25 protein-coding genes are annotated in these 26685 nt (G+C 67.8%); 5 read left to right on the forward strand and 20 right to left on the reverse strand.

The features are described from left to right. Nucleotides 1–625: 625 nt before the first annotated feature. From ACWEVN_RS28230 to ACWEVN_RS28275, 10 genes are read right to left on the reverse strand one after another with little or no spacing between them, the layout of a single operon-like run. Nucleotides 626–1924 (reverse strand): flavin monoamine oxidase family protein, encoded by a 1299-nt coding sequence (locus tag ACWEVN_RS28230; protein ID WP_452053300.1) that lies wholly within the window; start codon nucleotides 1922–1924, stop codon nucleotides 626–628. Continuing rightward, nucleotides 1917–2678, reverse strand: a complete 762-nt coding sequence (locus tag ACWEVN_RS28235) for an HpcH/HpaI aldolase family protein (protein WP_452053301.1) — start codon at nucleotides 2676–2678, stop codon at nucleotides 1917–1919. Before ACWEVN_RS28235 ends, ACWEVN_RS28230 begins: the two co-directional genes overlap by 8 nt. Next, nucleotides 2675–4153, reverse strand: a complete 1479-nt coding sequence (locus tag ACWEVN_RS28240; RefSeq protein ID WP_452053302.1) for an MFS transporter — start codon at nucleotides 4151–4153, stop codon at nucleotides 2675–2677. The genes ACWEVN_RS28235 and ACWEVN_RS28240 overlap by 4 nt, the downstream gene beginning before the upstream one ends. Before the next feature lie 11 nt (nucleotides 4154–4164). After that, nucleotides 4165–4551, reverse strand: coding sequence for a riboflavin kinase (locus ACWEVN_RS28245; RefSeq protein ID WP_452053303.1), 387 nt, complete (start codon nucleotides 4549–4551; stop codon nucleotides 4165–4167). After that, nucleotides 4548–5939 carry an aldehyde dehydrogenase (NADP(+)) gene (locus ACWEVN_RS28250; RefSeq protein ID WP_452053304.1) on the reverse strand — a complete coding sequence of 464 codons (1392 nt, stop codon included), beginning with the start codon at nucleotides 5937–5939 and terminating at the stop codon, nucleotides 4548–4550. Before ACWEVN_RS28250 ends, ACWEVN_RS28245 begins: the two co-directional genes overlap by 4 nt. A 48-nt stretch (nucleotides 5940–5987) precedes the next feature. Beyond that, nucleotides 5988–6785 carry an IclR family transcriptional regulator gene (locus ACWEVN_RS28255; protein ID WP_452053305.1) on the reverse strand — a complete coding sequence of 266 codons (798 nt, stop codon included), beginning with the start codon at nucleotides 6783–6785 and terminating at the stop codon, nucleotides 5988–5990. Nucleotides 6786–6830: 45 nt separating this feature from the next. Beyond that, the gene (locus tag ACWEVN_RS28260; protein ID WP_452053306.1) at nucleotides 6831–7619 is read right to left on the reverse strand and encodes a 2-keto-4-pentenoate hydratase; all 789 of its coding nucleotides are present in this window, start codon (nucleotides 7617–7619) and stop codon (nucleotides 6831–6833) included. A 10-nt stretch (nucleotides 7620–7629) separates the two neighbouring features. Continuing rightward, on the reverse strand, nucleotides 7630–8049 hold the full coding sequence (locus ACWEVN_RS28265) for an ester cyclase (protein WP_452053307.1): 420 nt from the start codon (nucleotides 8047–8049) through the stop codon (nucleotides 7630–7632). Beyond that, entirely contained in the window at nucleotides 8046–8561 is a 516-nt protein-coding gene (locus ACWEVN_RS28270; RefSeq protein ID WP_452053308.1) for a flavin reductase family protein, read from the reverse strand. The genes ACWEVN_RS28265 and ACWEVN_RS28270 overlap by 4 nt, the downstream gene beginning before the upstream one ends. A gap of 13 nt (nucleotides 8562–8574) precedes the next feature. Next, nucleotides 8575–9960 (reverse strand): LLM class flavin-dependent oxidoreductase, encoded by a 1386-nt coding sequence (locus ACWEVN_RS28275; RefSeq protein ID WP_452053309.1) that lies wholly within the window; start codon nucleotides 9958–9960, stop codon nucleotides 8575–8577. Nucleotides 9961–10196: 236 nt separating this feature from the next. Between ACWEVN_RS28275 and ribA the strand changes: the two genes are divergently transcribed. Beyond that, the gene (gene ribA / locus ACWEVN_RS28280; RefSeq protein WP_452053310.1) at nucleotides 10197–11396 is read left to right on the forward strand and encodes a GTP cyclohydrolase II; all 1200 of its coding nucleotides are present in this window, start codon (nucleotides 10197–10199) and stop codon (nucleotides 11394–11396) included. 207 nt (nucleotides 11397–11603) lie between these two features. On the opposite strand, the gene ACWEVN_RS28285 is transcribed toward ribA, so the two are convergent. The 7 genes from ACWEVN_RS28285 to ACWEVN_RS28315 all read right to left on the reverse strand — a co-directional run bounded on the left by ACWEVN_RS28285 (nucleotide 11604) and on the right by ACWEVN_RS28315 (nucleotide 17421). Continuing rightward, nucleotides 11604–13685, reverse strand: coding sequence for a heavy metal translocating P-type ATPase (locus ACWEVN_RS28285; protein WP_452053311.1), 2082 nt, complete (start codon nucleotides 13683–13685; stop codon nucleotides 11604–11606). Next, nucleotides 13682–14044, reverse strand: a complete 363-nt coding sequence (locus ACWEVN_RS28290) for an ArsR/SmtB family transcription factor (RefSeq protein WP_452053312.1) — start codon at nucleotides 14042–14044, stop codon at nucleotides 13682–13684. Before ACWEVN_RS28290 ends, ACWEVN_RS28285 begins: the two co-directional genes overlap by 4 nt. A gap of 147 nt (nucleotides 14045–14191) precedes the next feature. Beyond that, nucleotides 14192–14785 carry a vitamin K epoxide reductase family protein gene (locus ACWEVN_RS28295; RefSeq protein ID WP_452053313.1) on the reverse strand — a complete coding sequence of 198 codons (594 nt, stop codon included), beginning with the start codon at nucleotides 14783–14785 and terminating at the stop codon, nucleotides 14192–14194. Nucleotides 14786–14790: 5 nt separating this feature from the next. After that, nucleotides 14791–15468, reverse strand: coding sequence for a DsbA family protein (locus ACWEVN_RS28300; RefSeq protein ID WP_452053314.1), 678 nt, complete (start codon nucleotides 15466–15468; stop codon nucleotides 14791–14793). Between the two features lie 31 nt (nucleotides 15469–15499). After that, the gene (locus tag ACWEVN_RS28305; protein ID WP_452053315.1) at nucleotides 15500–16282 is read right to left on the reverse strand and encodes a cytochrome c biogenesis CcdA family protein; all 783 of its coding nucleotides are present in this window, start codon (nucleotides 16280–16282) and stop codon (nucleotides 15500–15502) included. Next, nucleotides 16279–16857 (reverse strand): TlpA family protein disulfide reductase, encoded by a 579-nt coding sequence (locus ACWEVN_RS28310; RefSeq protein ID WP_452053324.1) that lies wholly within the window; start codon nucleotides 16855–16857, stop codon nucleotides 16279–16281. The genes ACWEVN_RS28305 and ACWEVN_RS28310 overlap by 4 nt, the downstream gene beginning before the upstream one ends. Nucleotides 16858–17049: 192 nt before the next feature. Continuing rightward, on the reverse strand, nucleotides 17050–17421 hold the full coding sequence (locus tag ACWEVN_RS28315; protein ID WP_452053316.1) for a hypothetical protein: 372 nt from the start codon (nucleotides 17419–17421) through the stop codon (nucleotides 17050–17052). 1045 nt (nucleotides 17422–18466) lie between these two features. Here ACWEVN_RS28315 and ACWEVN_RS28320 point away from each other — a divergent pair. Further along, nucleotides 18467–19366, forward strand: a complete 900-nt coding sequence (locus ACWEVN_RS28320) for a class I SAM-dependent methyltransferase (RefSeq protein ID WP_452053317.1) — start codon at nucleotides 18467–18469, stop codon at nucleotides 19364–19366. A 72-nt stretch (nucleotides 19367–19438) separates the two neighbouring features. Here ACWEVN_RS28320 and ACWEVN_RS28325 read toward each other — a convergent pair whose 3' ends face one another. Further along, a complete protein-coding gene (locus ACWEVN_RS28325) occupies nucleotides 19439–20155 on the reverse strand; it encodes a DUF305 domain-containing protein (protein ID WP_452053318.1) in 717 nt (238 codons plus the stop codon). A gap of 6 nt (nucleotides 20156–20161) precedes the next feature. Then, nucleotides 20162–20986, reverse strand: coding sequence for a DUF3105 domain-containing protein (locus ACWEVN_RS28330; RefSeq protein ID WP_452053319.1), 825 nt, complete (start codon nucleotides 20984–20986; stop codon nucleotides 20162–20164). Between the two features lie 639 nt (nucleotides 20987–21625). On the opposite strand from ACWEVN_RS28330, the gene ACWEVN_RS28335 reads away from it, so the two are divergent. From ACWEVN_RS28335 to ACWEVN_RS28345, 3 genes are all read left to right on the forward strand, one after another. After that, nucleotides 21626–22006, forward strand: a complete 381-nt coding sequence (locus tag ACWEVN_RS28335) for a hypothetical protein (protein ID WP_452053320.1) — start codon at nucleotides 21626–21628, stop codon at nucleotides 22004–22006. Nucleotides 22007–22135: 129 nt separating this feature from the next. After that, nucleotides 22136–22729, forward strand: coding sequence for a carbonic anhydrase (locus ACWEVN_RS28340; protein ID WP_452053321.1), 594 nt, complete (start codon nucleotides 22136–22138; stop codon nucleotides 22727–22729). A gap of 85 nt (nucleotides 22730–22814) precedes the next feature. Then, nucleotides 22815–24347 (forward strand): SulP family inorganic anion transporter, encoded by a 1533-nt coding sequence (locus ACWEVN_RS28345; protein WP_452053322.1) that lies wholly within the window; start codon nucleotides 22815–22817, stop codon nucleotides 24345–24347. A gap of 64 nt (nucleotides 24348–24411) precedes the next feature. On the opposite strand, the gene ACWEVN_RS28350 is transcribed toward ACWEVN_RS28345, so the two are convergent. After that, nucleotides 24412–26421, reverse strand: coding sequence for a cytochrome c oxidase assembly protein (locus tag ACWEVN_RS28350; protein ID WP_452053323.1), 2010 nt, complete (start codon nucleotides 26419–26421; stop codon nucleotides 24412–24414). Nucleotides 26422–26685 lie beyond the last annotated feature (264 nt).

Genomic DNA, 26685 nt, shown 5'->3' on the forward strand with positions numbered 1-26685 from the left:
CAAGCTCACGCCGATCGAGTTTGAGACAATCAGCAGGCACGCAACCGCGGCCTGATCCACCCCACCTGCGAGTCAACCAAACTCGGGGCAGTCCCGATCATCCCAGTGATCGTGTTGATCATTGTGCTTGCGTTGGTCCTCAATCACGACCGCCGTACCGGCGGCAAGTGAGTGAGGGCGCCTGAGGTCGCAGTCTGACAATGACTTGGCTGCGACGTGGATCGAGCTCCCCGAACGGGTCGTAGCTGCGGTAACCAATCCGCCACCTTCCACTCGCCGCCACACCGACAGATGACTGCAACCAATACCGATGGGCCGGGTTCGCTACCCGGCCCATCGGCATGTAGTGGCCAAGCTTCAGGTCAATCAGCGCGACCGCTCGACCTGGGTTCTCGTCGTCCCAGACGAGGCAAGCTCGGCATGACTCGGCAAAGGCTAAAGAGCTGATCTTGGTCGGGGCGCCGACAACGGAGCGGACCATGAAGGAAATGTTGGGCCGATACATATCGAAACGGACTCGCTTGGCATCTGACGGTCAGGGTGTAAAGGACCGTGCGTGCTCCAGTGCTTGACCGGTGGACGCAGGGCCGAGCTGGCGTGAAGGGGCGAGACGGTTCGCCGCAGGCTATTTGGAAACGCCGAGTTCGATCGCCACGTCCCTTGCCGTGCGCAGGCCCGATTCGATGGCGCCGTCGAAGAAGCCGGCCCACAGGTTGGCGATGTCGCTGCTCGCCAGGCGCACAGTGCCGTCAGGACGCTGCAGCTCCGCCTGCGACGCCGAGTAGGCGCCGGGGCGCTGGATCAGCCAGGTCTCCTTCGCGAACGGGTCGCTGATCCAGTCGTGCGAGGCGACTTCGAGGACTTCCAGGTCGTCGCGCCACACCTTCAAGGCGGCCTGGACCTCTTCGACGCTGGTGGCGTCGAGGCGCGCGGCGTCCGCGCCGAAGGAGACGAGCACGGCGTCGTCCTCGCCCACGAATTCGGTGCGCACCACGGAAAGCGGGTGGTCCTTGGTGGAGTAGGCGAAGAAGGGCTTGATCGGGCCCTTGACCCGGATCCAGAGCTTGAGGCCCTGAGAGGCCGTGCCGGTGCGGCTGGCCGCCAGCTTGCCTGGCGACAACGGCGGCTGGACATCCAGCTCGTGCAGGATGTTCAACGGCAGGGTCAGAACGGCGCGGCGGGCGCGCACCCGGTCGCCGTCGGCGGTGTGCACGGTGACGCCGGTGTCGTCGTGCTCGACGCGAGTGACGACCGTGTTCAGCCGGATCTCCCCGGCCAGGTCGCCCGCGATGGCGGCGGCCAGGCCCGCGTTGCCGTCTTCGAGCCGGTAGATCGAACTCGCTTCGTGCATCAGCTCCCAGGAGCCGGACGTCGCGGCGGTCCAGCGGACCGCGGCCGCGTAGCCGACCTGGTCGAGCGGGCCGTTGCAGTGGCCGACCCACGCTGCCTCGTTGGCGCCGCGCTCGGCGGGGGAGAGGTCCAGGGCGTCCAGCGCCTGCTGCAGCGTGAGCTGGTCGGCCTCGGCGAAGCCGTCCTGGTCGGCGATCTGGTCCGGCCGCGGCAGCAGCTTTCCGCTGTCCCCGACCAGGGCTCGCATGCCGCGGTCGATGACGGCCATGAAGCCAGGCAGGTCGCCGTGGACGAGCTCGCCGTCGGCGATCCAGAACGTCTCCTCCGACTTGGGGCCGCGGCCGACGCGCAGGCCGTAGCGGGTCACCTCGGACCAGACGTGCGGTTGCACCCAGTGCAGCCAGTTCCCGCCGAGTTCGAGGTGGTGGCCGAGGCGCTCGTCGGTGTAGAGGCGGCCGCCGATGCGGTCGCGGGCCTCGAGCACGGTCACGCTCAACCCGGCGGCGCCGAGCTCGCGGGCCGTCGTGAGTCCGGCCAGGCCGGCGCCGACGATCACGACATCGGTGTCATACATGGGGATTCCTTTCTCCGGGACGGACGCGGTCCAAATGGGACTGGGCGATCTGTTCGAGGTGCACGAGGTCGCCCTCGATGCTGACGAAGTCGAACCCGAGGGCGAGGCGTTCGGCGGCCATGTCGCCGTCGTCGGCGTGGATGCCGACGGGCTTGCCGTTGGCGTGCCCGGCGTCCACGATCCGGTGCAGCGCAGCCTTGATGTCCCCGATCGCGAGCGCGAGGTCGTAGGGACCCACGTAGAGCGCGTCGACGCCATCGACCCCTGCGATCTCCTCGACGTTCTCCAGGCCGGACGCCGTCTCGATCATCACGGCGACCAGCGTCGTGTCGTTGACGACGGCGAGGTCCGGGCCGCGGCGCAGCTCGGCGCGCATCGGCCCGTACGAACGGCGGCCCAGCGGCGGGTACTTCGCGGACCGCACCGCCGCGCGGGCGGCTCCGGCGTTGTCGATCATCGGCACGATCACCCCGGCCGCGCCCGCGTCGAGGGCCTGGCCGATGCACCGCGGGTCGTTCTCGGCGGTGCGCACGAGCCCGATCGTGGGCCGCGGGCCGAGCCCGCCGCCCGCGTCGATTGCCATCAGGCCGTCGCGGATGCCGTGGTAGCCCATGAGCCCGTGCTGCTGGTCCAGGCACAGGTAGTCGTACCCGCCCCGGGCCAGCCGCTCGGTCATCACCGGCGAGTCGGCCAGCAGCCAGTAGCCGACCAGGGGTTCGCGCTCGCGGACCCGCCGCACGAAGTCCTCGATCATGTGCGCTGGCCTTCCGGAACGGGTGCGAGGATCATCGTCGAGGTGTCCAGCCGCTTGTCGGTGTCCTGGTGGCGGACGAGCAGCCGCGCCTCTTCGGGGCTCGACACCACGGGCACCGACCCGAGCAGGGGCCGCGCGGCGGTCTCCCGCATGCAGAGGGCCGCGACGAGCGCGAGGACCGAGAAGAACATGACGTAGAACGCTGGTGCGTAACGGTTTCCGGTCAGCTCGACGAGCAGCTGGGACACCAGCGGCACGGTGCCGCCGAACAGCGAGGCCGCGATGTTCTGGGTGAAGCCGACGGCGCCGTAGCGCGAGGCGGTCGGGTACAGCTCGGCCATGATGGCCGCGTTCATGCAGAGGAACAGCGTGCCGGGGATCATGATGAGCGTCAGCGCCAGGTACAGCGACCACAGCGTGCCGATGTGCATCAGCGCGAACGCGGGGACCAGCAGGATCAAGTTGCCGATCGCCGCCATGAGGAAGACCGGTTTGCGCCCGAGCTTGTCCGACATCCGCCCGAAGACCGGCAGCAGGATCGCCTGCAGGATGAGCACGCCGACGGTGGCGATCGCGGTGTGCACGGTGGTGCTGCCGACCTCGGTTTCGAGGTAGGTGGGCATGTAGCTGGTGAGGGTGTACGACGAGGCGCCGTCGGCGCCGATGAGGGCCAGCCCGATGAGGATCTGCGGCCAGTAGAGCTTGAGGATGCCGGGCAGGTTGTGGCGGACGAAGATCGGGTTGACCTGCTGGTGCTCGACCTTGGCGCGGGTGGCCACGAAGCTCGGGGACTCTTCGATCCGGCTGCGCAGCAGCATCGCGACCGCGCCGAGGACCAGCGCCAGGAGGAACGGGATCCGCCAGCCGCCGGCGACCATCGCGGACTGACCCCCGACGATGGCCGTGGTCGCCGCGACGACCCCGGCACCCGCGGCGAAGCCGAGCTGGGAGCCGCTGTTGAGGATCGAAGTGTGGAACCCGCGGCTCTTGTCCGGGGAGAACTCGGCGACGTAGGTCAGCGCGCCCGAGTACTCGCCACCGGTGGAGAAGCCCTGGCACATGCGCAGCAGGTAGAGCAGGATCAGCGCCCACGGGCCTATCGCCGCCGCGCTCGGCAGCGCGCCGATCAGCGTGGTCGCGACCGCCATCAGCGCGATGGTGAAGAGCATGACCTTGCGTCGGCCGATCTTGTCGCCCAGCGGGCCGAGGATCATTCCGCCGATGGGCCGGACCAGGAAGGACACGGCGAACCCGAACAGGGTCGCGAGCAGGCCGAGCTTCTCGTCCATGCCGGCGGTGAACACCTTGGTCAGGGTGACCGCGAGGTAGCCGTAGACGCCGACGTCGTACCACTCGATGAAGTTGCCCACCCCGGCGCCGAGCTGGGCCCGCAGCAGGGCCCGCTTGTCGACGACGACGCAGTCCTCCTCGCGGATCCGCCGGGTGGTGTGCTCTCGCCTTTGAGAATCGGACATCGCTGGTCCTTCTAGTTGTGGGCTGGCTCGATCAGCTGTGCGCGCGTGCGGGCGACGTCGTCGCGGATCAGCGCGACGAGTTCCGCCGACGAGGCGCAGGTGACCTGTCCGCGGAGCCGGTGGAGGAGCTCCACCCGGATGGTGCGTTCGTAGAGATCGCCGTCGAAGCCGAGGAGGTGGGCCTCGGCGAGGCGGACGGCGCCGGTGTCGTAGTAGGTGGGGCGGGTGCCGACCGAGACGGTCGCCGGCCAGCTGCCCTCGCCGGGCACGAGCACCCGCGCCGTCCACACCCCGTCGTGCTCGGGGCCGCCCGGCAGGCGCAGGTTGGCGGTCGGGAAGCCCAGCAGGCGCCCGCGGGCGTCGCCGTGCTCGACGACGCCCTCGATCACGACGCTCACCGGGTCCCGTCCCGCAGCTCGGGCGGCAGGAGGTGCTGCGGGAAGTTCTGGTAGGCGACCGGACGCAGGAAGCGCTCGATGGCGGCCGTGCCGACCGAGGTGGTGCCGGGCGCGGTGGTGGCCGGGTACGGCCCGCCGTGCTGCTGCGCGTAGGTGACCGAGACGCCGGTGGGCCACTGGTTGAACAGCACCCGGCCGGCGCGCTTGGCCAGCTCGTCGGCGAGTTCGGCGACGTCGCAGGACTCTTCGGCCTGCAAGGTGGCGGTGAGCTGGCCCGCAAAGGTGCGGGCCGCCTCCACCAGCTGCTCTTCGTCGTCGTACTCCACGACCAGGGCGGTCGGGCCGAAACACTCCTCTTCGAGCGCAGCCGGGTCGGCCAGGAGCTGCTTGATGTGGGTCCGCAGCAGCGTCGGCGCCGGCGACCCGTCGCCGCGGGCCAGCACCTCGACGGCGCTGTGGCTTTCGCGCTCTTCGAGGGTCTTGCGGAACGCCGACTCGATGGCCTCGTTCAGCATCGGCTCGGCCGCGGGCAGCGAGGCCGCCGCCAGCGCCCGGGCCAGTCCCGAGCCGGCCGGGACGAAGAGCGTGCCGGGCTTGGTGCAGAACTGACCGGCGTTCTGGGTGAAGGACGCGATGAACCCGGCGGCGATCTCGTCGCCGCGCTCGCGGGCGGCGCGCTGGGTGACGAACACGGGGTTGTTGCTGCCCAGTTCGCCGTAGAACGGGATGGGGTCGGGCCGCGAGGTCGCGATGTCCAGGAGGGCGCGGCCGCCGGTGATGGATCCGGTGAACCCGGCGGCCTTGATCCGCGGGTCGCGCAGTGCAGCGATGCCCGGCTCACGGCCGTGGATCACCTGCAGCAGGTCGGGGTCGCCGAGTGCCGAGCGCACGACCGAGGCGGTCGCGTCGGACAGCCGGGGGTGCCCGGGGTGCGCCTTGACGACGACGGCGTTGCCCGCGGCCAGCGCCGACGCGGTGTCGCCGCCGGCGACCGAGAAGGCGAAGGGGAAATTGCTGGCCGCGTAGACGAGCACCGGCCCGATCGGGCGCAGCGAGCGGCGCAGGTCCGGACGCGGTGCGCCCATCGGCCAGTCGGGATCGGCGTGGTCGACGCGGGCGTCGAGGTGGGCGCCGCCGCGGATGAGGTCGGCGAAGAGGCGGAGCTGGAAGGCGGTGCGCGTCAGTTCGCCGCGCAGGCGGCCTTCGGGGAGGTTCGTCTCGGCCTGGGCAAGGGGGACCAGCTCCGGGGCGGCGGCCTCCAAAGCGTCGCCGACCGCGACGAGGACGTCCGCCCGGGCCGCGCCCGGCGTGCGGGCCCAGCCGCGGTGGGCGGCGTGCGTCCGGCCCAGCAGCGGGTCGACCGCGGCGAGCGGGGTCTGGGGGTGCATCGGGGTGTCCTTCCGTGGTGTCCACCCGGACACCACGGACGCCCCGCGTCAGTCGTCGGCGGGCGTGGTGTTCAGGTGCTGCTGGACCCGGTTCGCCCCGGCGAGGAGGCGGTGGGTCAGTTCGGCGCGTTTGTCGTTGTCGATGCGGTAGACCGGGCCCACGAACGTGAGGGCGGCCAGCAGGCTGCCGGCGGTGTCGCGGATCGGGACGGCGACGGAGACGATGCCGTCCTCGAGTTCCTCGTCCGTGAGGGACCACCCGCGTTCTCTCGTCCGGGCCAGGTCGGTTTTGAGTTCTGGGTAGCCGGTGATGGTGCGTTTGGTCAGCTTGTCGAGGTCCCCGCTCGTCGCGGCCTCGATCTCGCCGTCGGGCAGTTCGGCGAGCAGGAGCTTCCCGGTGGCCGACGCGTGCAGCGGCCACTTCATGCCGTGCATGTCGGACATCGCCATGCCCACCCGGCGCGGGTTGGCCTGGGCGACGAGGTCCAGGTCGTAGCGTCCACGCCGGACGGACAGGGTGACGGTTTCCCCGATCTCCTCGGCGAGTTCGTCGATGACCCCGGAGACCCGCGGGACCATCCCGGCGGCGGGGTCGATCCCGCCGGCGAGCCGGGCGAGGTCCCAGCCCAGGGTGTAGAGCGTGTCCTGGCGATCCACGAACCCTTCGTCCTCCAGGGTGAGGAGGAGCCGGAACGTGGTGGCGCGGGGGAGGCCGATCTTCTGGGCGACCTCCGTGACGGTCATCGCCGCCGGGCCGGAGCCCAGGGCCCGCAGGATCCGGACGGCCCGGACGACCGACCGGTTCGAGGGCACCGAACTGGTGCTTTCCGGTTCGTTCGGGGGCACCTGCAGCTCCTTCCCGGGGCAGGCTGGGCCTGCCCTCACGGAGAGCTACTTTACGGACCCGTAGTCGAAGCTCACCTCCCCCCATCCCGCGAAGCTGCCGGTGATCCGGTGCCCCGGGACCAGCTTCTCCGCGGCCAGGATGCTGCCCGGCAGGATGAGCTGCCCGGCCTGGAGCCCGACGTCGTACTCGGAAACGCGGCGGCACAGCCAGGCGAGCGCGCCGATGGGGTTGCCGTAGGCGGCGTTGGTGTTGCCGGTGGCTTTCACCTCGTCGTCGAAGCGCACCTCCCCGGGCGTGTCGGCGAGGTTGACCTCGGAGAGCTTGCGCGGGCTGCCGCCGACGACCACGGCGCCGCAGGAGCCGCCGTCGGCGAGGGTGTCGTAGATGCTGATGTTCCAGCCGAGCACCCGGGAGTCGATGATTTCCAAGGCGGGGACGACGAAGTCGGTGGCGGCGATGATGTCGACGGCCGTTACGTGCGCGCCGCCGACGTTCTTCTTCAGCACGAACGCCGGTTCCACCTCCACGAACGGCTCGATGAACTCCTTCTCGTCGATGCGCAGGTTCTCCGGGCGGAACTGGCTCGCCAGCAGGTAGCCGTAGTCGGGTTCGTCCACACCGAACTTGGTCTGCATCGCCTTGGCGATGTTGCCGAGCTTGAAACCGGCGACGGCGTCCCCGGCCGCGACCCGCCGCCGCACGACTTCCTGTGCGACGCGGAAGGCGTCGGCCTTCGTGGGGTGGTCCGCTTCGTCGAGCAGCTGGTCGACGGGGGAGCGGGCGTCCTGGGCGGCGATGAGCCGTTCCGCGGTCTCGCCGATGTCGATCGCCACGATGTTCCTTTCAGACGTGGTGGTGGCCGAGGTGCCAGATCCCGACCGCGGACAGCAGTTCCCGCGGGTCCCAGACGACGGACTCGCTGGTGATCTTCCCGTCGCGGTAGCGGATGAAGGAGGCGCCGGAGACGGTGACCGTGCGGCCGGTCGGCGGCACACCCATGAACTCCCCGGTGTGGGTGCCCGTGCTCTCCCAGTGGATCGCGACGAGGTTGTCGTCTTCGATGGCGGTGAGGATCCGGATGCCGAACGCGCTGAAGGCGGCGTGCTGGTCCTCGATGTTGCGCAGGACGTCCGGCAGGTGCTCCTCACCGGACTTCGAGTGGCGTACGTAGCCCTCGCTGGTGAGCGCCTCGAACGAGGCGGTGTCACCGTCGCCCCAGGCTTTGATCCACGCGTCGGTGACGCGGTCCAGCATCGTGGTCATGACTTTCCTCCGGGGATGAACTCGCCGAACTGGCCGCCGCGGAACATCAGGGCCTCGCCGGTGCCGGGGGTGATCGCCTTGATCGAGCCGATGATGACGAAGTGGTCGCCCGCCACGACTTCGGAGATGACTTCGCAGTCGATCCAGGCGGTGGCGCCGGCGATGCGAGGCGTGCCCAGCAGGCTTTCCTCGTAGTCGATGCCCAGGAACTTCTCGTCTCCCTTGCGGGATAGCGCGCGGCAGACCGGAAGCTGTTCCGTGGAAAGGATGTTCGCGGTGAAGCGGCCCAGAGACCGCAGCGTAGGCCAGGTGCTGGAGCTCTTGTCGACGCAGAAGGTGACCAGTGGCGGATCGAGCGACAGGGACTGGAACGTGCCGACGACGAATCCGCGGGGCGCGCCGTGCGCGGTGAGGCCGGTGATGGCCGTGACGCCGGTGGGCAGCGCGCCGAAGACTTGGCGCTGCGTCACCGGTTCGACGGCGGGGTTCAGCGTGGTGACGACGACGGACATCGACGCGTCCTCCTTACTGGGCCTGGGAAACGAGCGAGCGGCCGTAGGCGGTGCCGGGGTGGTCGGCGGCCAGGCGCGGCTGCCCGGCGCCGAAGAGGTTCTCGCGCAAGGTGGTGCCTTCGTACGACGTCCGCATCACGCCGCGGGCCTGCAGTTCGGGGACGACGTACTGCGCGAAGTCCTCGATGTCGGCGAACTTGGCGGCGTGGGCGATGTTGAAGCCGTCGACGCCGGTCTCGTCCAGCCAGGAGACGAGCTCGTCGGCGACGGTCCGAGGGCTGCCGACGATGACCGGTGAAGTGCCGCCGATGCCGATTTCCCGGGCGATGTCGCGCGGCGTCCACTTCTTGCCGGGGTCCAGCTTCGTGAAGACGTCGATCATGGTCTGGCCGGCGTTGGTCTTGACGTCTTCGAGGGGGCGGTCCGGGTCGAACTGGGCCATGTCCAGCCCGGTCCAGCCGCTGTACCGGGCCATCGCGCCGTCGTAGGAGACCAGGCCCAGGTACTCCTGGTACTTGCGCCATGCTTCCTCGTCTGTGGGCGCCGAGATCACCGTGACCATCTGCAGCACGGCGATGTGCTCCGGATCCCGGCCCGCCTCGGCGGCCTTCGCGCGCAGGGTGTCGACCTGCTTCTTCAAACCGGGCTTCGACATGGAGTTCATGAAGACCGCTTCGGCGGTCGCGGCGGCGAGAGCGACGCCCTTGGGTGAGCCACCGGCCTGGAAGATCACCGGGGTGCGCTGGGGCGAGGGTTCGCAGACGAAGATGCCGTCGACGGTGAAGTGCTCGCCGTGGTGCTTGACTTCGTGGACCCGTGACGGGTCGACGTAGGTGCCCGACTCCGTGTCGCGGACGACGGCGTCGTTGTCCCAGGACCCTTCCCAGAGCTTCAGCGCGACGTCGATGAACTCCCCGGCCCGGTCGTAGCGCGCGTCGTGCGCCAGCTGGGTTCCGTTGCCGAGGTTGCGGGCGGCCGAGTCCGAATAGGACGTTACGACGTTCCAGCCGACGCGGCCGCCGGTGAGGTGGTCGAGGGTGGCGAACTTCCGGGCCACGGCGTAGGGCGGGGTGTAGGCCGTCGACGTCGTGATACCGAAGCCGAGGTGCTTCGTCGCGGCTGCCAGCGCGGGGACGAGGTAGGCCGGGTCGTTGGCCGGGAACTGTGCGGCGTCGCGCAGGGCACCGTCGACGCTGTCTTGGTACTTCTCGTGGTAGCCGTCGTTGTCGGCGAAGAACATCCCGTCGAAGCAGGCGTCCTCGAGCTTCTTGGCGTAGGCCATCCACGCGTGGATGTCCTTGTACTGCGCGCTGCGGTCCCGCGGGTGGCGCCACAGGCCGGCGGAAAGGTGTGCGGGACCGCTGAAGTCGAACGCGAACACCTTCATCTGCTTCGTCATGGCCCATCCCTTCGCGTTCATCTAGTGATCACAACGACCACTTAGTGGATGCCGAGGACTGTAGGACTGAGTCTGCTGTCACGTCAACAGGTCAACGGATGTGGATTTGTTGATCAATTTCGCCTGTGTCGCAACGGGGATTCCCCGTGGTTCCCTTGACGATCGGGTCGACCACTGTCACCATTTGATGGATGATTCGTTCACTAGATGAACGCGACACGCTGGAGGAGGGGCCCATGCCTTCGTCGGACATTGCCCAAGCCGTGGCCACGCTCGCCGCGGGCGGGAAGGTCCTCGTCGTCGACGACGAGGACCGCGAGAACGAGGGCGACCTGATCATGGCCGCGGAGTACGCGACCACCGACGACGTCGCCTTCTTCCTCGAGCACACCTCCGGCTTCCTGTGCGTCTCGATCGACGAGCAGCGCGCCGCCGCGCTGGGGCTCGACTTGATGGTCACCGACAACACCGAGAGCCATCGCACGGCGTTCCTGGTCAGCGTCGACTACCGGCACGAGACGACCACGGGCATCAGCGCGCAGGACCGGGCGAGGACGACCCGCGCCCTGGCCGACCCGCTCCTCGCGCCGGCCGACCTCGCGCGGCCCGGGCACGTGATGCCGCTCCTGGCCAAACCGGGCGGCGTGCGGGAACGCCCCGGCCACACCGAGGCCGGCGTGGAGCTGTGCCGCCTCGCCGGCCTGAGCGGCGCCGCGCTGCTCTGCGAGATCGTCACGCCCGATCGCCGTCAGATGATGCGCGGACCGGAGCTGCGGCGGTTCGCCGCGCGGCACGGCATCCCGATGATCTCCATCGCCGACCTCGTCGCCTGGCTGGACGCCGGCGTGGAGAAGACCGGCGAAGCGTCGATCCCCACCGACCTCGGCACGTTCCGGACGCTCACCTACCGGCAGGGCGACGTCGAGCACGTGGTGCTGGCGATGGGCGAAACCACGGGAGCGAGCGACCTCCTGGTCCGCCTGCACAGCGAGTGCCTCACCGGCGACCTCCTCGGTTCACTGCGCTGCGACTGCGGCGACCAGCTGCGCACGGCGATGGAGGCGATCGCCGCCGAGGGCCGCGGCGTCGTCGTCTACATGCGCGGGCACGAGGGCCGTGGGATCGGGCTCGGGCAGAAGCTGCGGGCGTACGAGCTCCAGCAACGCGAGGGTCTGGACACCCTGGAGGCCAACGTGGCGCTGGGCCTGCCGGTCGACGACCGCGACTACAGCGCGGCGGCCGCCATCCTGACCGACCTCGGGATCGCGTCGGTCCGGCTGCTGACCAACAACCCGGACAAGTGCCGCGCCCTCGCCGACGGCGGCGTGACGGTCTCCGATCGCCTCGCCCTCGAAACGGAACCCAACGACCACAACCGGTCCTATTTGGCCACAAAACGACACCGATTAGGCCACCGCCTCGAACGAATCGCGTGACTCGACGGACTTCCCTACCCGCTCGCACAGGAGGGACTTCGATCCTGGCCCCTGGTAGCCGCGGCTCGCAGGGGCCAGTTGGAGCCAGCCTCGTCGTTGACAACGGTGTGTCGGCGCGCTGCGCGGGCCTATCGAGGCGCGAGTCGAGTTGAAGAGAAACGGCTGCTACCTCCCGAGTTCAGTGGGGTTGGCGCACCGGCTGTTCGATCAACTCCGACCAGGCTTGTGGACCTCGTCCAACCTCGTGGGTGTGAGCGTTAGCATCTGCGGCTGAGCTGGGGCTGAGGCTCTTTCCGGTGCGCAACAGGCGCAGCCACCTTCCATGGGTGTGGCGGCCGGAGTTCCTTGCACGGCGACGGGTTCCGGCTTCGACTCGCCACGTAGCGGGCGCAGCCGCCCGGCGCGGACACCGTTACCGATGACGAAGACTTCGGCCATTTCGTGCACGAAAACCACCGTCGCCAGGCTCAGCGCGCCGAACGCGGCCAGGGGTACGAGGGTCAGCACGATCGCGGCGGACAGGCCGATGTTCTGCAGCATGATTCCGCGTGCGCGGCGGGCGTGCCGCAGTGCCTGGGGCAGGTGCCGCAGATCGGAGCCCATCAGGGCGACGTCGGCGGTTTCGATGGCCACGTCGCTGCCCATCGCGCCCATCGCGATGCCGACGTCGGCGGTGGCCAGGGCGGGGGCGTCGTTGACGCCGTCGCCGACCATCGCGACCGCTCCGCGTCGGGTGCGCAGGGTCTGCACGAGGTCGGCTTTGTCGGTCGGCTTGAGCTCGGCGTGCACCAGCTCGATCCCGGCCTGCCCGGCGAGGGTGGCGGCGGTGCGGGCGTTGTCGCCGGTCAGCATGGCCACCTCGACACCGGCCGCGCGCAGTTCGGTGACGACCTCGGCCGCTTCGGGCCTCAGTTCGTCCCTGATCCCGATCAGCCCGAGCAGGATACCGTTGTGCTCGACCAGGGCGACCGTCGTGCCGCTCTCTTCCAGGCGGGTCACTTCCGCGGCTAGCGGGCCGGGTCCGATCCAGCTCGGCTTGCCCAGCCGTGCCGGTGCCGCGGCGACGACGCCTTCCAGCCCGGCTCCCGGGACGGTTTCGACGGACTCGGCCGGTACCGGTGCGCTGGCGGCGGCGAGGATCGCTGCGGCCAGCGGGTGTTCGCTGCGTGCCTCGAGCGCGGCGGCGACCTGCAGGACACGGTCGGTGCTCACGCCGTCGGCGGGGACGATCTCGGTGACGACCGGGCGGTTGCGGGTCAGGGTGCCGGTCTTGTCCAGCGCGACGGTCCGTACCGTGCCGAGGGTTTCCAGGGCGGCGCCGCCTTTGACGAGCACGCCGTTGCGGCTGGCCGCGCCGACGGCGGCGATGACGGTCACCGGCACCGAGATGGCCATGGCGCAGGGGGCCGCCGCGACGAGCACGACCAGCGCTCGTTCCAGCCAGGTCACCGGGTCGCCGAACAGGGCGCCAATGCCGCCGACCAGCACGGCCAGCACCATCACCGAGGGCACCAGCGGCCGGGCGATCCGGTCGGCCAGGCGCTGCCGGTCACCCTTGCGGCGTTGCGCGTCTTCGACGACGCGCACGACTTTGGCCAGGGAGTTGTCCGCGACCGTGGCGGTCGTCTCGATGGTGAGCACGCCGGTGCCGTTGATCGCTCCCGCATAGACGGTGTGCCCGGGGCCGGTCTCGAGCGGCACGGATTCGCCGGTGATCGCGGAGGTGTCCACCGCGGACCTTCCGGAGACGACGATGCCGTCGCTGGCGATCCGTTCCCCGGCTCGGGCGAGCATCCGGTCGCCGATGCGCAGCTGCGACGGCGGGATCGTCGTCTCGTTCTCGCCGCGCAGGACCCGGACCGTGTCCGGGACGAGGGCGAGCAGGGCCCGCAGGCCGCGCTGGGTGCGGGAGAGGGAGTAGTCCTCCAGTGCCTCGCTGATGGAGAACAGGAACGCCAGCATCGCCGCCTCGGCGAACTGGCCGAGCAGCAGTGCCCCGATCAGCGCGATCGTCATCAGGGTGCCGACGCCGATGCGTTGCTTGGCCAGTGCCCGTAGCGTGCCGGGCACGAAGGTCCAGCCGCCGACCGCCGCGGCGGCCAGGTGCAGTCCTGTCTTGCCCGGGGGCCAGCCCAGCCAGCCGGCGATGAACCCGCCGAGCAGCAGCACGCCGGCGACGCCGGCTAGCCGGATTTCGGGGATCTGCCAGATGCGCTGCTGCGTTTCTGGCTCCGCCGTCGTGTGGGGTTCGGTGTGGTCGTCGTCCGGGCCGCAGCACAGGTCGCTCATACCGGGTCCACCTCCGTTGCCTGGTTTCCGACCGTCGCCAGGACGCGCTGTCCGGTCTCGGTGAGGCGGTACATGACCAGCTTCCCGTCACGGCGTGAGGTCACCAGCCCGGCCGAGCGCAGCTGGCGCAGGTGGTGGGACACCAGGCCCTGCGAGGAGCCGACGATCCATGCCAGGTCGCATACGCACAGCTCGTCACCCACGGCCAATGCGTGCGCGATGCGCAGCCGCGTCGGGTCCCCGAGGGCGCGCATCACCTCGGCGCGGGCCAGCAGCACCTCATCCGGCGGGAGCGCGACCCGCAGGGCTTCGGCGTGGTCGAGATCCAGGCAGAGCAGTTCACAGCTGTCGTCACTCACCTTTTCACCCTAACGCCCGTTGATATGTTGAGGCAATGGTGGTGAGCGGGGTCGCTGCCACTCGGGCTCATCGTGGTGATGCCGACCTTGACGTGAACTTGTCCGGCCCGCGAGCGGGCCGCTCGATGCATCCGCTCCGCTCGAAGATCATGTGGCCAGGGTGAGCCAGAACGACCAGAAGGCCTGTAGCACCAGCATGACGATCAGCAGATACCACACGGTGAGCACCACGCCGTGGAAGTCACCGGCCACCGCGCGAACCTGCCGTGGCACCCGCAGTTGACCGGTTCTGAGATTGCGGATGGTCGTGTACCAGAAGATTGGGATCGTGACGGCCCACACGATCATGCAGTACGGGCATAGTGCGCCGATGACGTACAGGCTCTGATAGATGAGCCAGTGCACCAGTGCCACGCTGGCGGTGACGCCGGCCTGCAGGCCGAGCCAGAACCACCGCGGCAGTTCGCTCCCGGCGAGCAACACCACGCCGACAGTGACTGCGACCGCGAACCCGCCGATCCCCAGCAGCGAATTCGGAAAACCGAAGATCGACGCTTGAGCGGTGCGCATCACCGAGCCGCAGCTGAGGACCGGATTGATGCTGCACGACGGGACATAGGCAGGATCGGCGAGCGACGCCAGTCTCTCGAGGGTCAGGATCACCGCGGCTGCCAGCCCGATCAGCCCGCCGGATGTCAGCAGCCACGGCAGCACCCGCGTTGTGAAGGGGACATCCATCATGGTCCTCACCGGGCGAATTCCGCATCAAGTGCAGCTTCGAGGGCCTCGTAGGTCGGGGGACTGTCGAACCGGCGACCGTTGATGAAGAACGTCGGCGTACCGCGCACACCCAGGGCAGTCCCGTCCGCGCGATCGCGCGCGACGCGAGCCGCGGTGGCGGGGGCGTCGAGGTCTTTCTCGAAGGTGGGAAGGTCGAGACCGAGCTGGCGGGCGAACCCGAAGAACGTTTCGCGGTGGGAAACATTCTGGTCACCCCATTTCGGCTGGTTTTCGTACATCGTGCGGTACATCGCTTCCAGCTTCCCTTGCCGTCCCGCAGCCTCGACCGACCTGGCCGCCAGTTCGGCGTTGTGATGGCTGGGAACCGGGAAGTACCGGATGACGAACGTCACCCGTCCCTGGAACTCGGCGCGCAGCTTCTCGACACCGGGGAACGCGGCGCCACACGCCTCGCATTCCAGGTCGAGGAACTCCACAACCGTCACCTTTCCGTCGGCGGCGGTGGAGAGCCGGTGGCTGTCGGGCCGGATCAGCAGCGATGTGGGCGCCACGGGTGAGCTGTCCGGCTGCACGGCTTGGGCGGGGCTGTCCGGGGTCGCCGGCCGGGTCAGGAGGGCGAGAGTCACGACGACGGCGGCTACGAGCCCGATCGCCGTCAGAGAGATCTTCGCGTTGCGTGTCATGCTTGTCTCCGAGTTCGGTCGTTGAGGTAGTTCAGATGGATGTGCTGAATCCGGCGATGGGGGCGCGCAGGAGAGCGACCAGGTCGGCCCACAGGCCGGTCACGAGCAGGACGCCGACGGCCAGCAGCAGGACGCCACCAGTGATCTGGACGGCGCGGGCGTGTCGGCGCAGCCACCCGGCGGTGACCACCGCCCAGCGCGTGCCGATCGCGAGGAGGATGAACGGCAGCCCAAGGCCCAGGCAGTAGGCCAGGACCAGCAGCAAGCCCCGCGCCAGCACCGGACCGGCCTGGGTGCCGCTGGCCAGGGCGATAACACCGGCCAGCGTGGGGCCGAGGCACGGGGTCCAGCCCAACCCGAAGACTGCCCCGAGCACCGGGGCGCCCCACAGGCCTCGCTGTGGACGGTGTCGCAGCCGCACGTCGCGCTGAAGGGCAGGAATCAAGCCGAGGAAGGCCAGCCCCATCACGATGGTCACCACCCCGCCGATACGCTGCAGCAGCACTTCGTTAGCCAGCAACAGATCCGAGACGCCGAGGAAGCTCACCACGGCGGCGCCGAAGACGACGGTGAAGCCCAGCACGAACAACAACGCGGCGCCGGCGACCCGCCAGCGGTCGCGCCGCCGCGCGGCGCCTGAGCTCGCGGCGGCGGTGTCCGGTGCTTCTGCTCCGACGAGACCGGCCAGGTAGGCGAGATATCCGGGCACCAGCGGGATGGAACACGGTGAGGCGAAGGAGATCGTGCCGGCGAGCATCGCGACGAGCGCGGCCACCAGCAGTGGGCCGGAGGTAGCGAGCTCGGTGAGGTTCACGCGCCACCGCCTTGGCGTGGCTCGGCGGCGATGCGCTCAACGACAGGTTGCAGGTCTTGAGCCCCGACCGAGATAAGGAAGACCGCCGCAACGCGTTGCCGGCGGTCCAGCACGATCGTGGACGGCACGACCGACCGGGGAAAACCGTTCAAGGCCAGCAGGGCCCGGCCCGACGGATCGTAGATCGAGGGATAGCTCACCTGGAAGTTGGTGACGAAATCCTGTGCAGCAGTCCGCTCATCGCGGACATTGACGCCGAGGAACTGCACGCCTCGGCTCCGGGTCGCGGTGTACACCGCCTCCAGGGCATGGGTTTCCGCCCGGCATGGGGCGCACCAGGAGCCCCACAGGTTCAGCACGACGACCTGGTCGCGGAAGGACGAGAGTTTCAGATCACGGCCGGGTGCCATGAGGTCCTCACCGGACAGTTCCCGCACGGTGCCGCGCTGCGCGGGAGGGTCGTAGAAAATCATGGTCTGCCCGCCCGGGGAGACGAACTCGTAGGTACTGCCCACCGACACCGCGTCGGTGCCCGAACTGCATCCGGACAGTGCCAGGGCGAGGAGGGCTCCGATCGCGACTGTGCGGGACGTGGGGGTTCGCTTGGTCGAGGACGTTGACGGTTTCGGGCGCGCGAGAACGCACGAGCGGTTCACGGTTTTCTCCGGCGATAGAGGAATATCGGATCGATCGCTGTACCGCGCCCACGCGGTACACGGAAGGCGTGCCGATGCCTGGGCACGCGGGTACGGCGGACCGAGGTCCGGCTACGTCCGCGACACGCAGAGTTGCTCGAGTCGGACGGACAGTACTGCGACCGCCGCCGTATGCGGCGCAGATCTTGCCGGGGAGCGAAGGTAGACGACCAGCGCGGGAGGCTCGAGGAGCAGTTTGGTCAGCAGGACACCGAGTAAGATGATCAAGCACACCTCGGCCACTGTGCCGCCGGTCGTGCTGCCGGGCGGTGAGTCGATCGCGCGCAGCACCGTCACGTCGGCTGTGGCGGCGACATCGGACGCACTCGCGTAGACAGCCTGATCCGGCGCAGATCCCGAAATCGACATCTCAGTCGAGGAACAGCACAGCGACGCCGTCGTGTCGTGTTGGCACAGTCCGATCTGCAGCAGGATGACACCCACGATGAGCACCAGTGCGGCGGCTGCTCGGGCGAGGTATGTATCGCCGGGGTGTTGCGCCGGCCGGCCCAGGGGTGAGAGTTTCGCATCGTGCGCGGCTGCGGGTACCGCTGCTGAGCGGCAGGGGCGATCAACGCTCATGTCGGGTCGCCGGCTGCTGGAATGGAGTGTGTCGAGATGGCCGCACGTAGTTCTGGCCGAGTGCGACGATCGGCAGTAGCGCATCGCCCCGAGCCGGCGCAGTCGGCGTTGCCGACCCGTGGGCAAAGGACGTCATCACTGCGTGCTCCCGCAAGACCATCGATGCGCAGACAGCTCGAACATATCAACGATTGTTAGCGTAGATGCATCGGGGGAGGGTCAACGCGTCGCTCTCCGACTCAGTGTCACTCGACGAGATCCGGGGACGATGGCACGAGACTCCGGTACCAGTTCGGTTGGGGCGGGACCGGGCGTCGACGTCGCCATTGTCGTCGCCGGATCGGTACGTTCGATCGACGAGTAATCGTCGCGGCCACGGCTGACAATCCGCTGTGGAGGTCGGCTTCGCGCAGGACATGTCGGTACCATCATCTGTGGGCGGTCACCAGGGCTGGACAGGGCGAGACATCGTCGTGGCCGGATGAGACCGGCCGCGCGAGGGAGTGAGTTCGCCGGCTATGTCGGCAGTTCCGACGGTCCTTCAGGCAGTCGGACGTCGAAGCCGAGGGCGCGGGCTTGTGCAGACTGGCTCGGCGCTTGCTCCGGTTTAGTCGCCGCGAAATAACGCTAAGTCATCTGCGTCACGCGAGGTCGTTTAGTGCACTTGGTTGAAAATTTTCGATTCTATCGCCTCTTCGCTCCGCAATCGACGAAATGTCCTTTTTGTGCATAAAAAGGCTGTGCGACTTGTTTGACATGTGTCACGACTATGGGCGACTGCGCCATAAGGTCTAAATTCTGAAGGTTCCGCCAATCGACCCTCGCCAGCCGACTGCACTAGCTCTACTATCGCGCCTAGTTCATGGGTTGGGCGCCTTGGCCGTCCCTGATGTCGAGAGGTGTTGGCGTGAGCCAGGTCGAGGAACCTTTGGGTCGAGAACATGAATCTGCGGCGTGCGGAGGTGTCGCTGCTCGACGACGACTCAGCCGTCGTGACGAACTCGTGCGTGCTCAGTTCAACGCGGAAAATTCGGCACACGGCTATGCGAGCTCGTATCAAGGTGTTGAGGCGCCAGCTCGGTATTTTGCTTCGCGAATCCATGTGATGCTGACGGCTCTGCGTCAAGTTTCGCGCGGGAACCTGGTCGACGTCGGCTGTGGTCCCGGTATGTTCCTCCGAAGCTTGCTCGACGAGCGAGGGGACGAGCTCCGGATCTCCGGAATAGACCAGTCGTCCGCGATGGTGGCGGAAGCAGCGGACCGATTCGGTGTCGGTGACGACGTCCGGCTCTGCGTTGGCCAGGCCGATGACACTCCGTTCGCTGATGCGAGCTTTGACGTGGTCACGGCCATGGGGGTCTTGGAGTATTGCGACATCGAGGCTGCGCTCCGTGAGTTCTCTCGTATCGTGCGCCCAGGCGGTCTTGTTGTGGTCACGATGCTGAATCCGCTTAGCGTCTATCGCTTATTCGAGTGGGTGGTGTACTGGCCGATCCTTCGGCTCCTCGGTTGGGTGGAAGGGCGGATGGGAATCAGAACCGGGCGCCGACACGGTGCGCCGAGAACTGGCATCCGTGCTGTCACCGCGGGATCGCTTCGTAGAAAGATGGCCGATGCTGGTCTTCGGGTCGAGGACACCGTTCATTATGATCTGACTGTATTTTTACCACCTCTGGACAAGTGGGTATGGCAGAGGTGGCGTCGCTGGATGCAACAGCCGGAGAAAACGGTGAGCCGTGGGCCGTGCCGATGGCTGGGTACTGCATATCTAGTGGTGGCCCATCGATCGGACGAACAGTCATGCTGAATCTGCAGCAAAGCGCGGTGCCCTGCAGGACCGTCCCGGGATCGGCCTCCTCGATGCGGGGACGTGCGGCGACTACGGTAGGGGGCGAGCATTGCGGGCCGAGAGCATTTGTCCGATCACGGTCATCTCCGTACTTTGCGAGACCAGGATGCTCTGCGCCAACGCGAGGACGGGCGGCGACGTGGCATTGTCTTTGGCGTAGCGTGCCATCGAGGACCCGCCCTCGTGATGACGCAGCATGAGCTGAAGGAAATACACATCAAGTTCACGGCCCGTCAGGGACCGGAGTTTCGCCATCTCAGCTGGCGTCGCCATCCCAGGCAAGGAGGGGCCCGCGGAGCTGGGAGCCATCGACATGGACATCGCGCCGTCGCTTGCCCTTGCCATCCACGCCATGGGCGGACCAATGGCCTGCTCGGGCTGGTCCCAGAGCATCAGCCAGCCTTTCATTCGCCCGACTTGCTCGGTCTGGCCACTGGCGATGTCGAAGGCGAGCTGACGCAGCTGCGGGTCAGTCGAGCGTTCACGCGCCCAGTTGGCCATGCTCACCGCTTGAAGATGGTGCACGGACATATCTTGAGCGAACCCCACCTCAACCGAATCGGCGCCGGGTATGGCCTCCTGCTGCTCAAGGGGGTCGGCGGCGGAGTTGCCGACAACGATTCCGAACACGACGAGAAGGGCTGCGACGATTCCGATGCGAGCTCGTCGTACCCACTTTGAGCCCGAGTTGCCGTGAACGTCATCGGACGACGTGGTGCTCTGCCCGCCGTCGTAGGTCGTGGTCATCTTGTCTCAGCTTCCTGGGGTCGGAGTGAGCTGTGGTTGCCCGGCCGGCATGGGGTCCTGCGCTGCCCCGGTGGAACCTTTGTAGTCCATCGACTTTGCATCCGGGCCAGGTGGCGTGGGGTCGAATGGTGGAAGACTTTCCGGTCCCACCGAGTCACAGGTCGCGCCGACTTCGGGATAGACACCGTTGGAGTTCTGCCGCAGGGCGACGATGAACTGATCAATCCGCAGGTCGTCGGCGGAGTCTAGTTTCAGCTGATGCCCCCAGGACTGCAACGAGATGGGCTTGTCCAGACCCGGGTACGGCGACATCATCGAGTACGGCTTGCCCTCCACCCTGGCCTTGAGTTTGCCGAGGGCGTCGCCGCTGATCTGGGCAGGGTTGTATGCGATCCAGACGGCACCGTGTTCGAGTGAGTGCACCATGTTCTCGGTGCGTACAGCATTGGGATAGACGATGCCAGTGCACGATGCCCACGTCCCGTCGTGGGGCCCGCCGACCGGCGGCGCCTTGTCATACTTGACGCGCTCGGTCGGTTGTAGGTGCGCGCGGCCGGCGTAGTTTCCTTTGAAGACACCGTCGATCTTGCCCGAGGGGTCTGGATTGCTCGGTGATGGCGCGAACAATGCGGCGGCGTCGTCCCTGGCTGCCTGCTCACGTTTCCCGGAAGTCTTGACGAAGTAATACCCGCCGACGGCGGCGGCCAGCGCGACAATCCCGGCGACCGAGAGGATGGTCAGCCATGGGACACCTCTCTTGCCGACCACCGATGCGCTACGTGCCGCCTTGACGGCGCTCGCGCGTTTGCCTGTCTTCTTCCTGCTGGTCATAGCTTCGACATTCTCCGGATGCTCGCACTGCCATGAAGGGTGAACTACTCAGCCGCAGGACGATGGACCGAGCGACCGTCGTCCCAACGGGTTGCTACGGCAACCGTGATGCTCGGCCAATCGGGGTGAAGTACCACTGCGGGCGATGGCGGACCTCGATCAGTACCTCCTGGACTCTGTCTTGGTCGACCTGTCGGATCTGGTCATCCAGGCACCACGGTGCCCGGATGCCGACGCAGTGTGCCGCCCGGCCTTGGGCCTGAAGCTGGCCGCCGACTTGCACGGACTCCGCCAATGGCGCGATCCCGCACGCCGAGTCCCGTCGCGCGTCGGCCGGCCCATACTACTATGCTGCTTAGTAAGTACTACGTGAGGGCTTCGCTGGTGGCTGCCGGCGGGCGTCGTCGGAATGCGGGAGTGGTCGAAGCTGTCTCGAACCGCTGGTCGCCCCTGGGGGCTGCCGGGGCGCTGCGCCGTGTCCGGATGCGGCACTAGCTGACATGTGCTGAATCGCGTTCTTTGCAACAGGCCTTCGTGGTGACGCAGATCACATCTAATGGCCATTGTTGACCGTGATCGGGAGATAATGGCGGCTGAAAGTAACTTCTCAATTTCTCCAAGTTACCGAGCGGAGGTGTCGTGGCCGAACGTCGATGGGCGATCAGCACGGTCACGATCATGGCCTTCGTCATCGTGCTTACGCACACGCTGTTCGGGATGGGGCCGCAAGACGCCCACGGGGCTGGTCAGCACGGACCGTCCAGCGCTCAGCTGAGTGCGCCCCCGGGATCTGATGCCCCGCAACCGGCCACCATCCATGACCCGCTCGCGCCCGACGTCGCGCAGCGTCCCGAAGCGTCGCCGGAGACCAAGGACAGTCTCCGCGCATCTGCTGATTTGGTGCTGTCCGGCACCCGATCGCCCGTTCTGGTTACGGGCGCCAGCGACTCTGCCGCCCCGGCCGGCGGCGCCGCCCCCGACCTGATGCAACGGTTCCGCCTCTGCATTCTGCGCTGCTGAGCGACACCTCGTCTCGTCGCTTCACCGTGCCGCCGAAACGCCTCCCGCCGTCACCCGCGGCGTATAGATCGTGGCGCCCCGGCACGCGCTCCTCTCCCGTATCGCAGCCAATGCATGCAAGGACCCGTCATGTCTTCGAACCTCTTGATCGAGGCCGCACGCACCTTCGCCTCACGCATCAACGACCACAACGCCTACGCGCTTCTTGCCGCCGGTCAAGCTCCCGAGCTTCTGTTCATCAGCTGTTCCGATTCCCGCGTGATGCCCTCGGTCATCACCGACGCCGAGCCAGGTCAACTGTTCGAACTGCGCACAGCCGGCGCGATCGTCCCCGCCTACTCGCCAGACCATCCATGCGGCGTCGCCGCGACAATCGAATTCGCCGTACTCGAGCTGGGTATCCGCGACATCGTTGTCTGCGGGCACTCGCACTGCGGCGCTGTCCGGGGCTTGATGTCTCCGGTGACGATCACGGCCCCGGCGGTCGGCCGCTGGCTGAGTCAGCCGCACCTCGGCCCCATTCCCGTCATCGATATCGACGCGGAGCTGCGCGAAGCAGGTCAGTGGCACGTCATCAACCAGCTCGGGACGCTGCGGATGCACCCGGCTGTCACAGGTCTGCTGGAAGCTGGAGAAATTTCGCTCTACGGATGGTTCTACGAAGTGCACACCGGCCACATTTCCCAGTACAGCCCGGTTCGCGGCGAGTTCCAGCCGCTCTGACTGCGGGGTCGCCGGGCCCCGCCGGCGCGGCCTGGCGACTACGCAGGGCACATCTCATCCTCCTCGAGACACCAAAGGAGTGTCCATGCCCGAATATCCTGCTGCCCGGCCACGGTCTCTGGGCGGGAAAAAGCGAACACTGTCGACGCTTCGGCCCGACCTGTCGGCTTCGGTTGTCGTCTTCCTGGTCGCCCTTCCCCTCTGTATCGGGGTTGCCGCCGCGTCCGGCGTACCGGTGGAGCTTGGCATCGTGACGGGAATCGTCGGCGGATTGGTTGTGGGCTCACTACCGGGCAGCAGCCTGCAGGTCAGCGGCCCCGCAGCTGGTCTCACCGTGATCACGCTGCAGCTGGTCCAGGATAAGGGCGTCGGTACCCTCGGCGCCGTCGTCCTCGGTGCTGGGGTGCTGCAGGTCCTGTTCGGACTGCTGAGGGTCGGGCGCTGGTTTCAGGCCATCTCCAGCGGTGTCGTCCAGGGCATGCTTGCCGGAATCGGCGCGGTGCTCATCCTCGGCCAGTTGTACGCGGCTCTCGATCTTCCTGGCCGCGGCAGCGCCCTGGACAACCTCGCTGGGCTGCCCCAGCTGGTCATGCGGCTGACAGGCGGCGGTAGCCTGCTGGCAGCTCTGGTGACGATGCTGACTTTGCTGGTGATCGCGGTATGGAGTCGTGTGCCACGGCTGTCTCGCTTGGTCCCGGGGTCGCTTGCTGCGGTCGTGGTGACGATCGTTGTCGTCGCGGTTCTGGACCTGCCGGTGAAGCGGCTGGCCGTCGGGTCACTTTTCGACGTGGTCGCATTGCCCGATGCATCGTCGCTCATGGGCATCGTCGATGGCACGCTGACCGGCAGCGTGATCGTGTTCGCATTGATCGCCTCGGCCGAAACGCTGTTCAGCGCCAGCGCCGTCGACCGAATGCACACCGGGCCGCGTACCCGGTACAACGCCGAACTTGTCGCCCAGGGCATTGGCAATACCGTGTGCGGGCTGCTCGGTGCGCTGCCGATGACCGCTGTGATCGTCCGCAGCACCGCGAACGTCACTGCCGGAGCCCGGACTCGGCTGTCGCGGGTGCTGCACGGGGTGTGGCTGCTCGTCTTCGTGGTTGCTGTCCCGCAGGTTCTGTCGCTTGTGCCGGTCGCTGCGTTGGCCGCACTGTTGCTGCATGCGGGCTGGAAGCTGCTTTCACCACGCAAAATCGCCGCTGTGTGGCGAGAACATCGAAGCGAGGCCGTCATTCTGGTCACGACCGCGTCGGCGATCGTCGCCACCAGCCTGTTCGAAGGGGTACTCATCGGCCTGGGCGCCGCGGTGATCAAGACTGCCTGGGACTTGTCCCGCCTGACCATCTCTGTCACCACCGGCGCCGACGGCGTCCGTCTGCGGCTGATCGGCCACGCCACCTTCTTGGCCGTGCCACGGCTGGCGCGCCAGCTGGAGGTGATACCTACGATGGCTCCGATTCTCATCGATCGGTCCGATCTCGTTCATGCTGACCGCGCGGCCGATGAGGTGCTGCACGACTGGATCGTCCGGCAGACCGCCGTCGGGCGCGACGTCACGGTGACAGGATCCCGAGTCGCGGAGCAGCCTGACCCCGAGGGACTGACGTCCCGTTGACTGTGGCCAGTGGGCGGAGCGGCCACGACGGCTTCGCCCACTGGCTCTGCAGGGCGTGGTGGTTCTAGCGTGGTGGGTCCGGCTGGTCGGCGATCCTGCGCAGCATCGCGTTGTAGGCCGCGAGGTCGGCACCGCCGTTGGCATCTTCACGCCGGTCTGCCCGGCGCGCCTCGCGGTGGTCGGAGCGCGCCCATTGCACGAGACACGCGATCAAGACAATGAGCACCGGGAGCTCCCCGGACGCCCAGGCGATGCCGCCGCCGAGCCGCTGGTCGGCTAGCGGATCACTCACCCAGGGCAGGGCCAGTGGACGAAAGAATGTTGCGCCGATCACGGTCTTCATGTTCATCAGGGCGACGGCGAAAAAGGCGTGGAAGGGCAGCGAGGCGAAAACGAGACCGACGCGCGCCAGCGGCGGCAGCCGTCGCGGGGCCGGGTCGATCCCGATGACCGACCAGTAAAACAGGTAGCCCACGAGCAGGAAGTGGCCGTTCATCGCGAGGTGCGCCCAGTGGTAGCCGACTGCGGCACCGTAGAGCCCGGAGAAGTACAGGACGTACACCGACCCGACGAACAGCACGAAGGCGACCATCGGGTGGGTGAGGCCTTTCGCGAGAGGCGAGTGAACGGCGGCGATCAGCCACTCCCGCGGTCCGGGCGGGTTGGCCTGGCCGGCCACGGGCAGTGCGCGCAGGGCAAGGGTCACCGGTCCGCCGAGTACCAGCAGGGCCGGGCCGACCATGCCCAGCAGCATGTGCGAGCCCATGTGGAGACTGAACATCGCCGGGGCGTAGCGGCCGATACCCGAGGACGTCGCGAGCAGCACCACGGCGCAACCGCTCAGCCACGCCGCGGTCCGTCCCGGTGGCCAGCTGTCACCACGCCGGCGCAGGCGCCGGACTCCCGCCAGGTACAGGCCGGCAAGCACGATCGCCGCCGTGCCGTACACCAGGTCGAAACGCCACGCCATCATCAGCCGCACCGCCGTCGGTGGGCCGTCCAGGTCGTACCCGATGAGCAGCTGCTGCGTCGAGGGCTCCGTCACCCCAGCCCCGGGTGGCGGTGTCCGGGCCAGGGCCGCGGCGAGGCCGATCGTCGTGAACATGACCAGGACCTCCACCGCGGCCAGACGCAACAGGGGGCCCCGGTCGCGGCGCTCAGCCAATGCCGTGATGGTCTGGGTTCGCTGCTGGTGGCCGAACACGCCGAGCAGTGCGAACGCGATGATTTTCGCCAGGAGTAGCAGGCCGTAACCGCTGCGCAGCAGATCAGGTGGCGCGATGCGGACGAGGGCGTTGATGATGCCCGAGGCTCCCAGCGTCAGCCAGCACGCCAGAGCCAGCCGTGAGAACCGCGTGACTGCGGTCAGAACATCGCTGCGTGCCCGGTAGCCGAGGGTGAGCACACTGAGCAACCCGCCGATCCACAGCGTCGCGGCCACCAGGTGGAAGAGCAGGCTGTTGGTGGCGACATCGTGGGAGCCACCACTGGCCGAGTGCCCGGTGACGGCGACGGGAACCAGTGCACCGGTCGCGACGAAGAACAGGACGGTGGTCCAGCCCCAGCTCAGCGTGATATGACAGCCGACGGTGACGGCGAGGACGATCGCCGCGGTGGTCAGCCAGGCCTTCGGTTGTTCGATTGCAGCCACCAGCTCGACCGTCGTCTGTGGTGCCAGTACCTCGGTGATCGGTCGCCCGGCCGCGTCGGCGGCGGTGAAGTACACGGATGCGACGCAGGCTGCGAACCATACCCAGCCGGCGCCGCGAGCCACCCGCACAGCCGCGTACCCCTCGGCCGCGAGAATTCCCGTCCGCTGCGGTGGCACCAGGAAGGCGGCCAGCAGAAGGCTGCCCACGCAGACCACCGCGGCGATTTCGGCGACGACCCGGACCACGGTGATGCCGTACCGGGTGACAACGCCCGGATCGGTCAATCCGGTGACCAGGGCGACGCTGCCGGTGCGGGCAACCAGCCCGACGGCGAGGATCGCCGCTACGGCGACACCGACGGCCACCAGCGGCGCGGCCCCGCCACGAACGCGTGACGTCGGGGAAGGAGCGTTACCAGACACGACGCCACTCTAAGTCGCCCGGATTGCTCTGCCGTCACAGGGACCTCTTATCAACTATGTGGCATAGTAGAGGTGTCCGTGTGTTGACTTTGGCGTGTGCAGGAGACCCGTAGATGGCCCTGAAGCCCCACCCGATCGCGGTTCGACCTGCGTACACGCGCAGCGCGCCCAAGGGTTCGTACCTGCTGCGGTTGTTCCGCACGACGGACCACAAGCAGATCGGGATCATGTACCTGGTCACGTCGTTCGCCTTCTTCATGGCGG

This window comes from Amycolatopsis sp. NPDC003861 (assembly GCF_053605405.1).

What these genes read in the sequence shown, in the direction of transcription:
- ACWEVN_RS28230 (WP_452053300.1), bottom strand. Translation starts at nt 1,924, where the DNA reads ATGTATGACACCGATGTCGTGATCGTCGGCGCCGGCCTGGCCGGACTC.
- ACWEVN_RS28340 (WP_452053321.1), top strand. Translation starts at nt 22,136, where the DNA reads ATGTCTTCGAACCTCTTGATCGAGGCCGCACGCACCTTCGCCTCACGC.
- ACWEVN_RS28300 (WP_452053314.1), bottom strand. Translation starts at nt 15,468, where the DNA reads ATGACACGCAACGCGAAGATCTCTCTGACGGCGATCGGGCTCGTAGCC.
- ACWEVN_RS28325 (WP_452053318.1), bottom strand. Translation starts at nt 20,155, where the DNA reads ATGACCACGACCTACGACGGCGGGCAGAGCACCACGTCGTCCGATGAC.
- ACWEVN_RS28270 (WP_452053308.1), bottom strand. Translation starts at nt 8,561, where the DNA reads ATGTCCGTCGTCGTCACCACGCTGAACCCCGCCGTCGAACCGGTGACG.
- ACWEVN_RS28295 (WP_452053313.1), bottom strand. Translation starts at nt 14,785, where the DNA reads ATGATGGATGTCCCCTTCACAACGCGGGTGCTGCCGTGGCTGCTGACA.
- ACWEVN_RS28285 (WP_452053311.1), bottom strand. Translation starts at nt 13,685, where the DNA reads ATGAGCGACCTGTGCTGCGGCCCGGACGACGACCACACCGAACCCCAC.
- ACWEVN_RS28330 (WP_452053319.1), bottom strand. Translation starts at nt 20,986, where the DNA reads ATGACCAGCAGGAAGAAGACAGGCAAACGCGCGAGCGCCGTCAAGGCG.
- ACWEVN_RS28250 (WP_452053304.1), bottom strand. Translation starts at nt 5,939, where the DNA reads ATGCACCCCCAGACCCCGCTCGCCGCGGTCGACCCGCTGCTGGGCCGG.
- ACWEVN_RS28265 (WP_452053307.1), bottom strand. Translation starts at nt 8,049, where the DNA reads ATGACCACGATGCTGGACCGCGTCACCGACGCGTGGATCAAAGCCTGG.
- ACWEVN_RS28240 (WP_452053302.1), bottom strand. Translation starts at nt 4,153, where the DNA reads ATGTCCGATTCTCAAAGGCGAGAGCACACCACCCGGCGGATCCGCGAG.
- ACWEVN_RS28235 (WP_452053301.1), bottom strand. Translation starts at nt 2,678, where the DNA reads ATGATCGAGGACTTCGTGCGGCGGGTCCGCGAGCGCGAACCCCTGGTC.
- ACWEVN_RS28345 (WP_452053322.1), top strand. Translation starts at nt 22,815, where the DNA reads ATGCCCGAATATCCTGCTGCCCGGCCACGGTCTCTGGGCGGGAAAAAG.
- ACWEVN_RS28275 (WP_452053309.1), bottom strand. Translation starts at nt 9,960, where the DNA reads ATGACGAAGCAGATGAAGGTGTTCGCGTTCGACTTCAGCGGTCCCGCA.
- ribA (WP_452053310.1), top strand. Translation starts at nt 10,197, where the DNA reads ATGCCTTCGTCGGACATTGCCCAAGCCGTGGCCACGCTCGCCGCGGGC.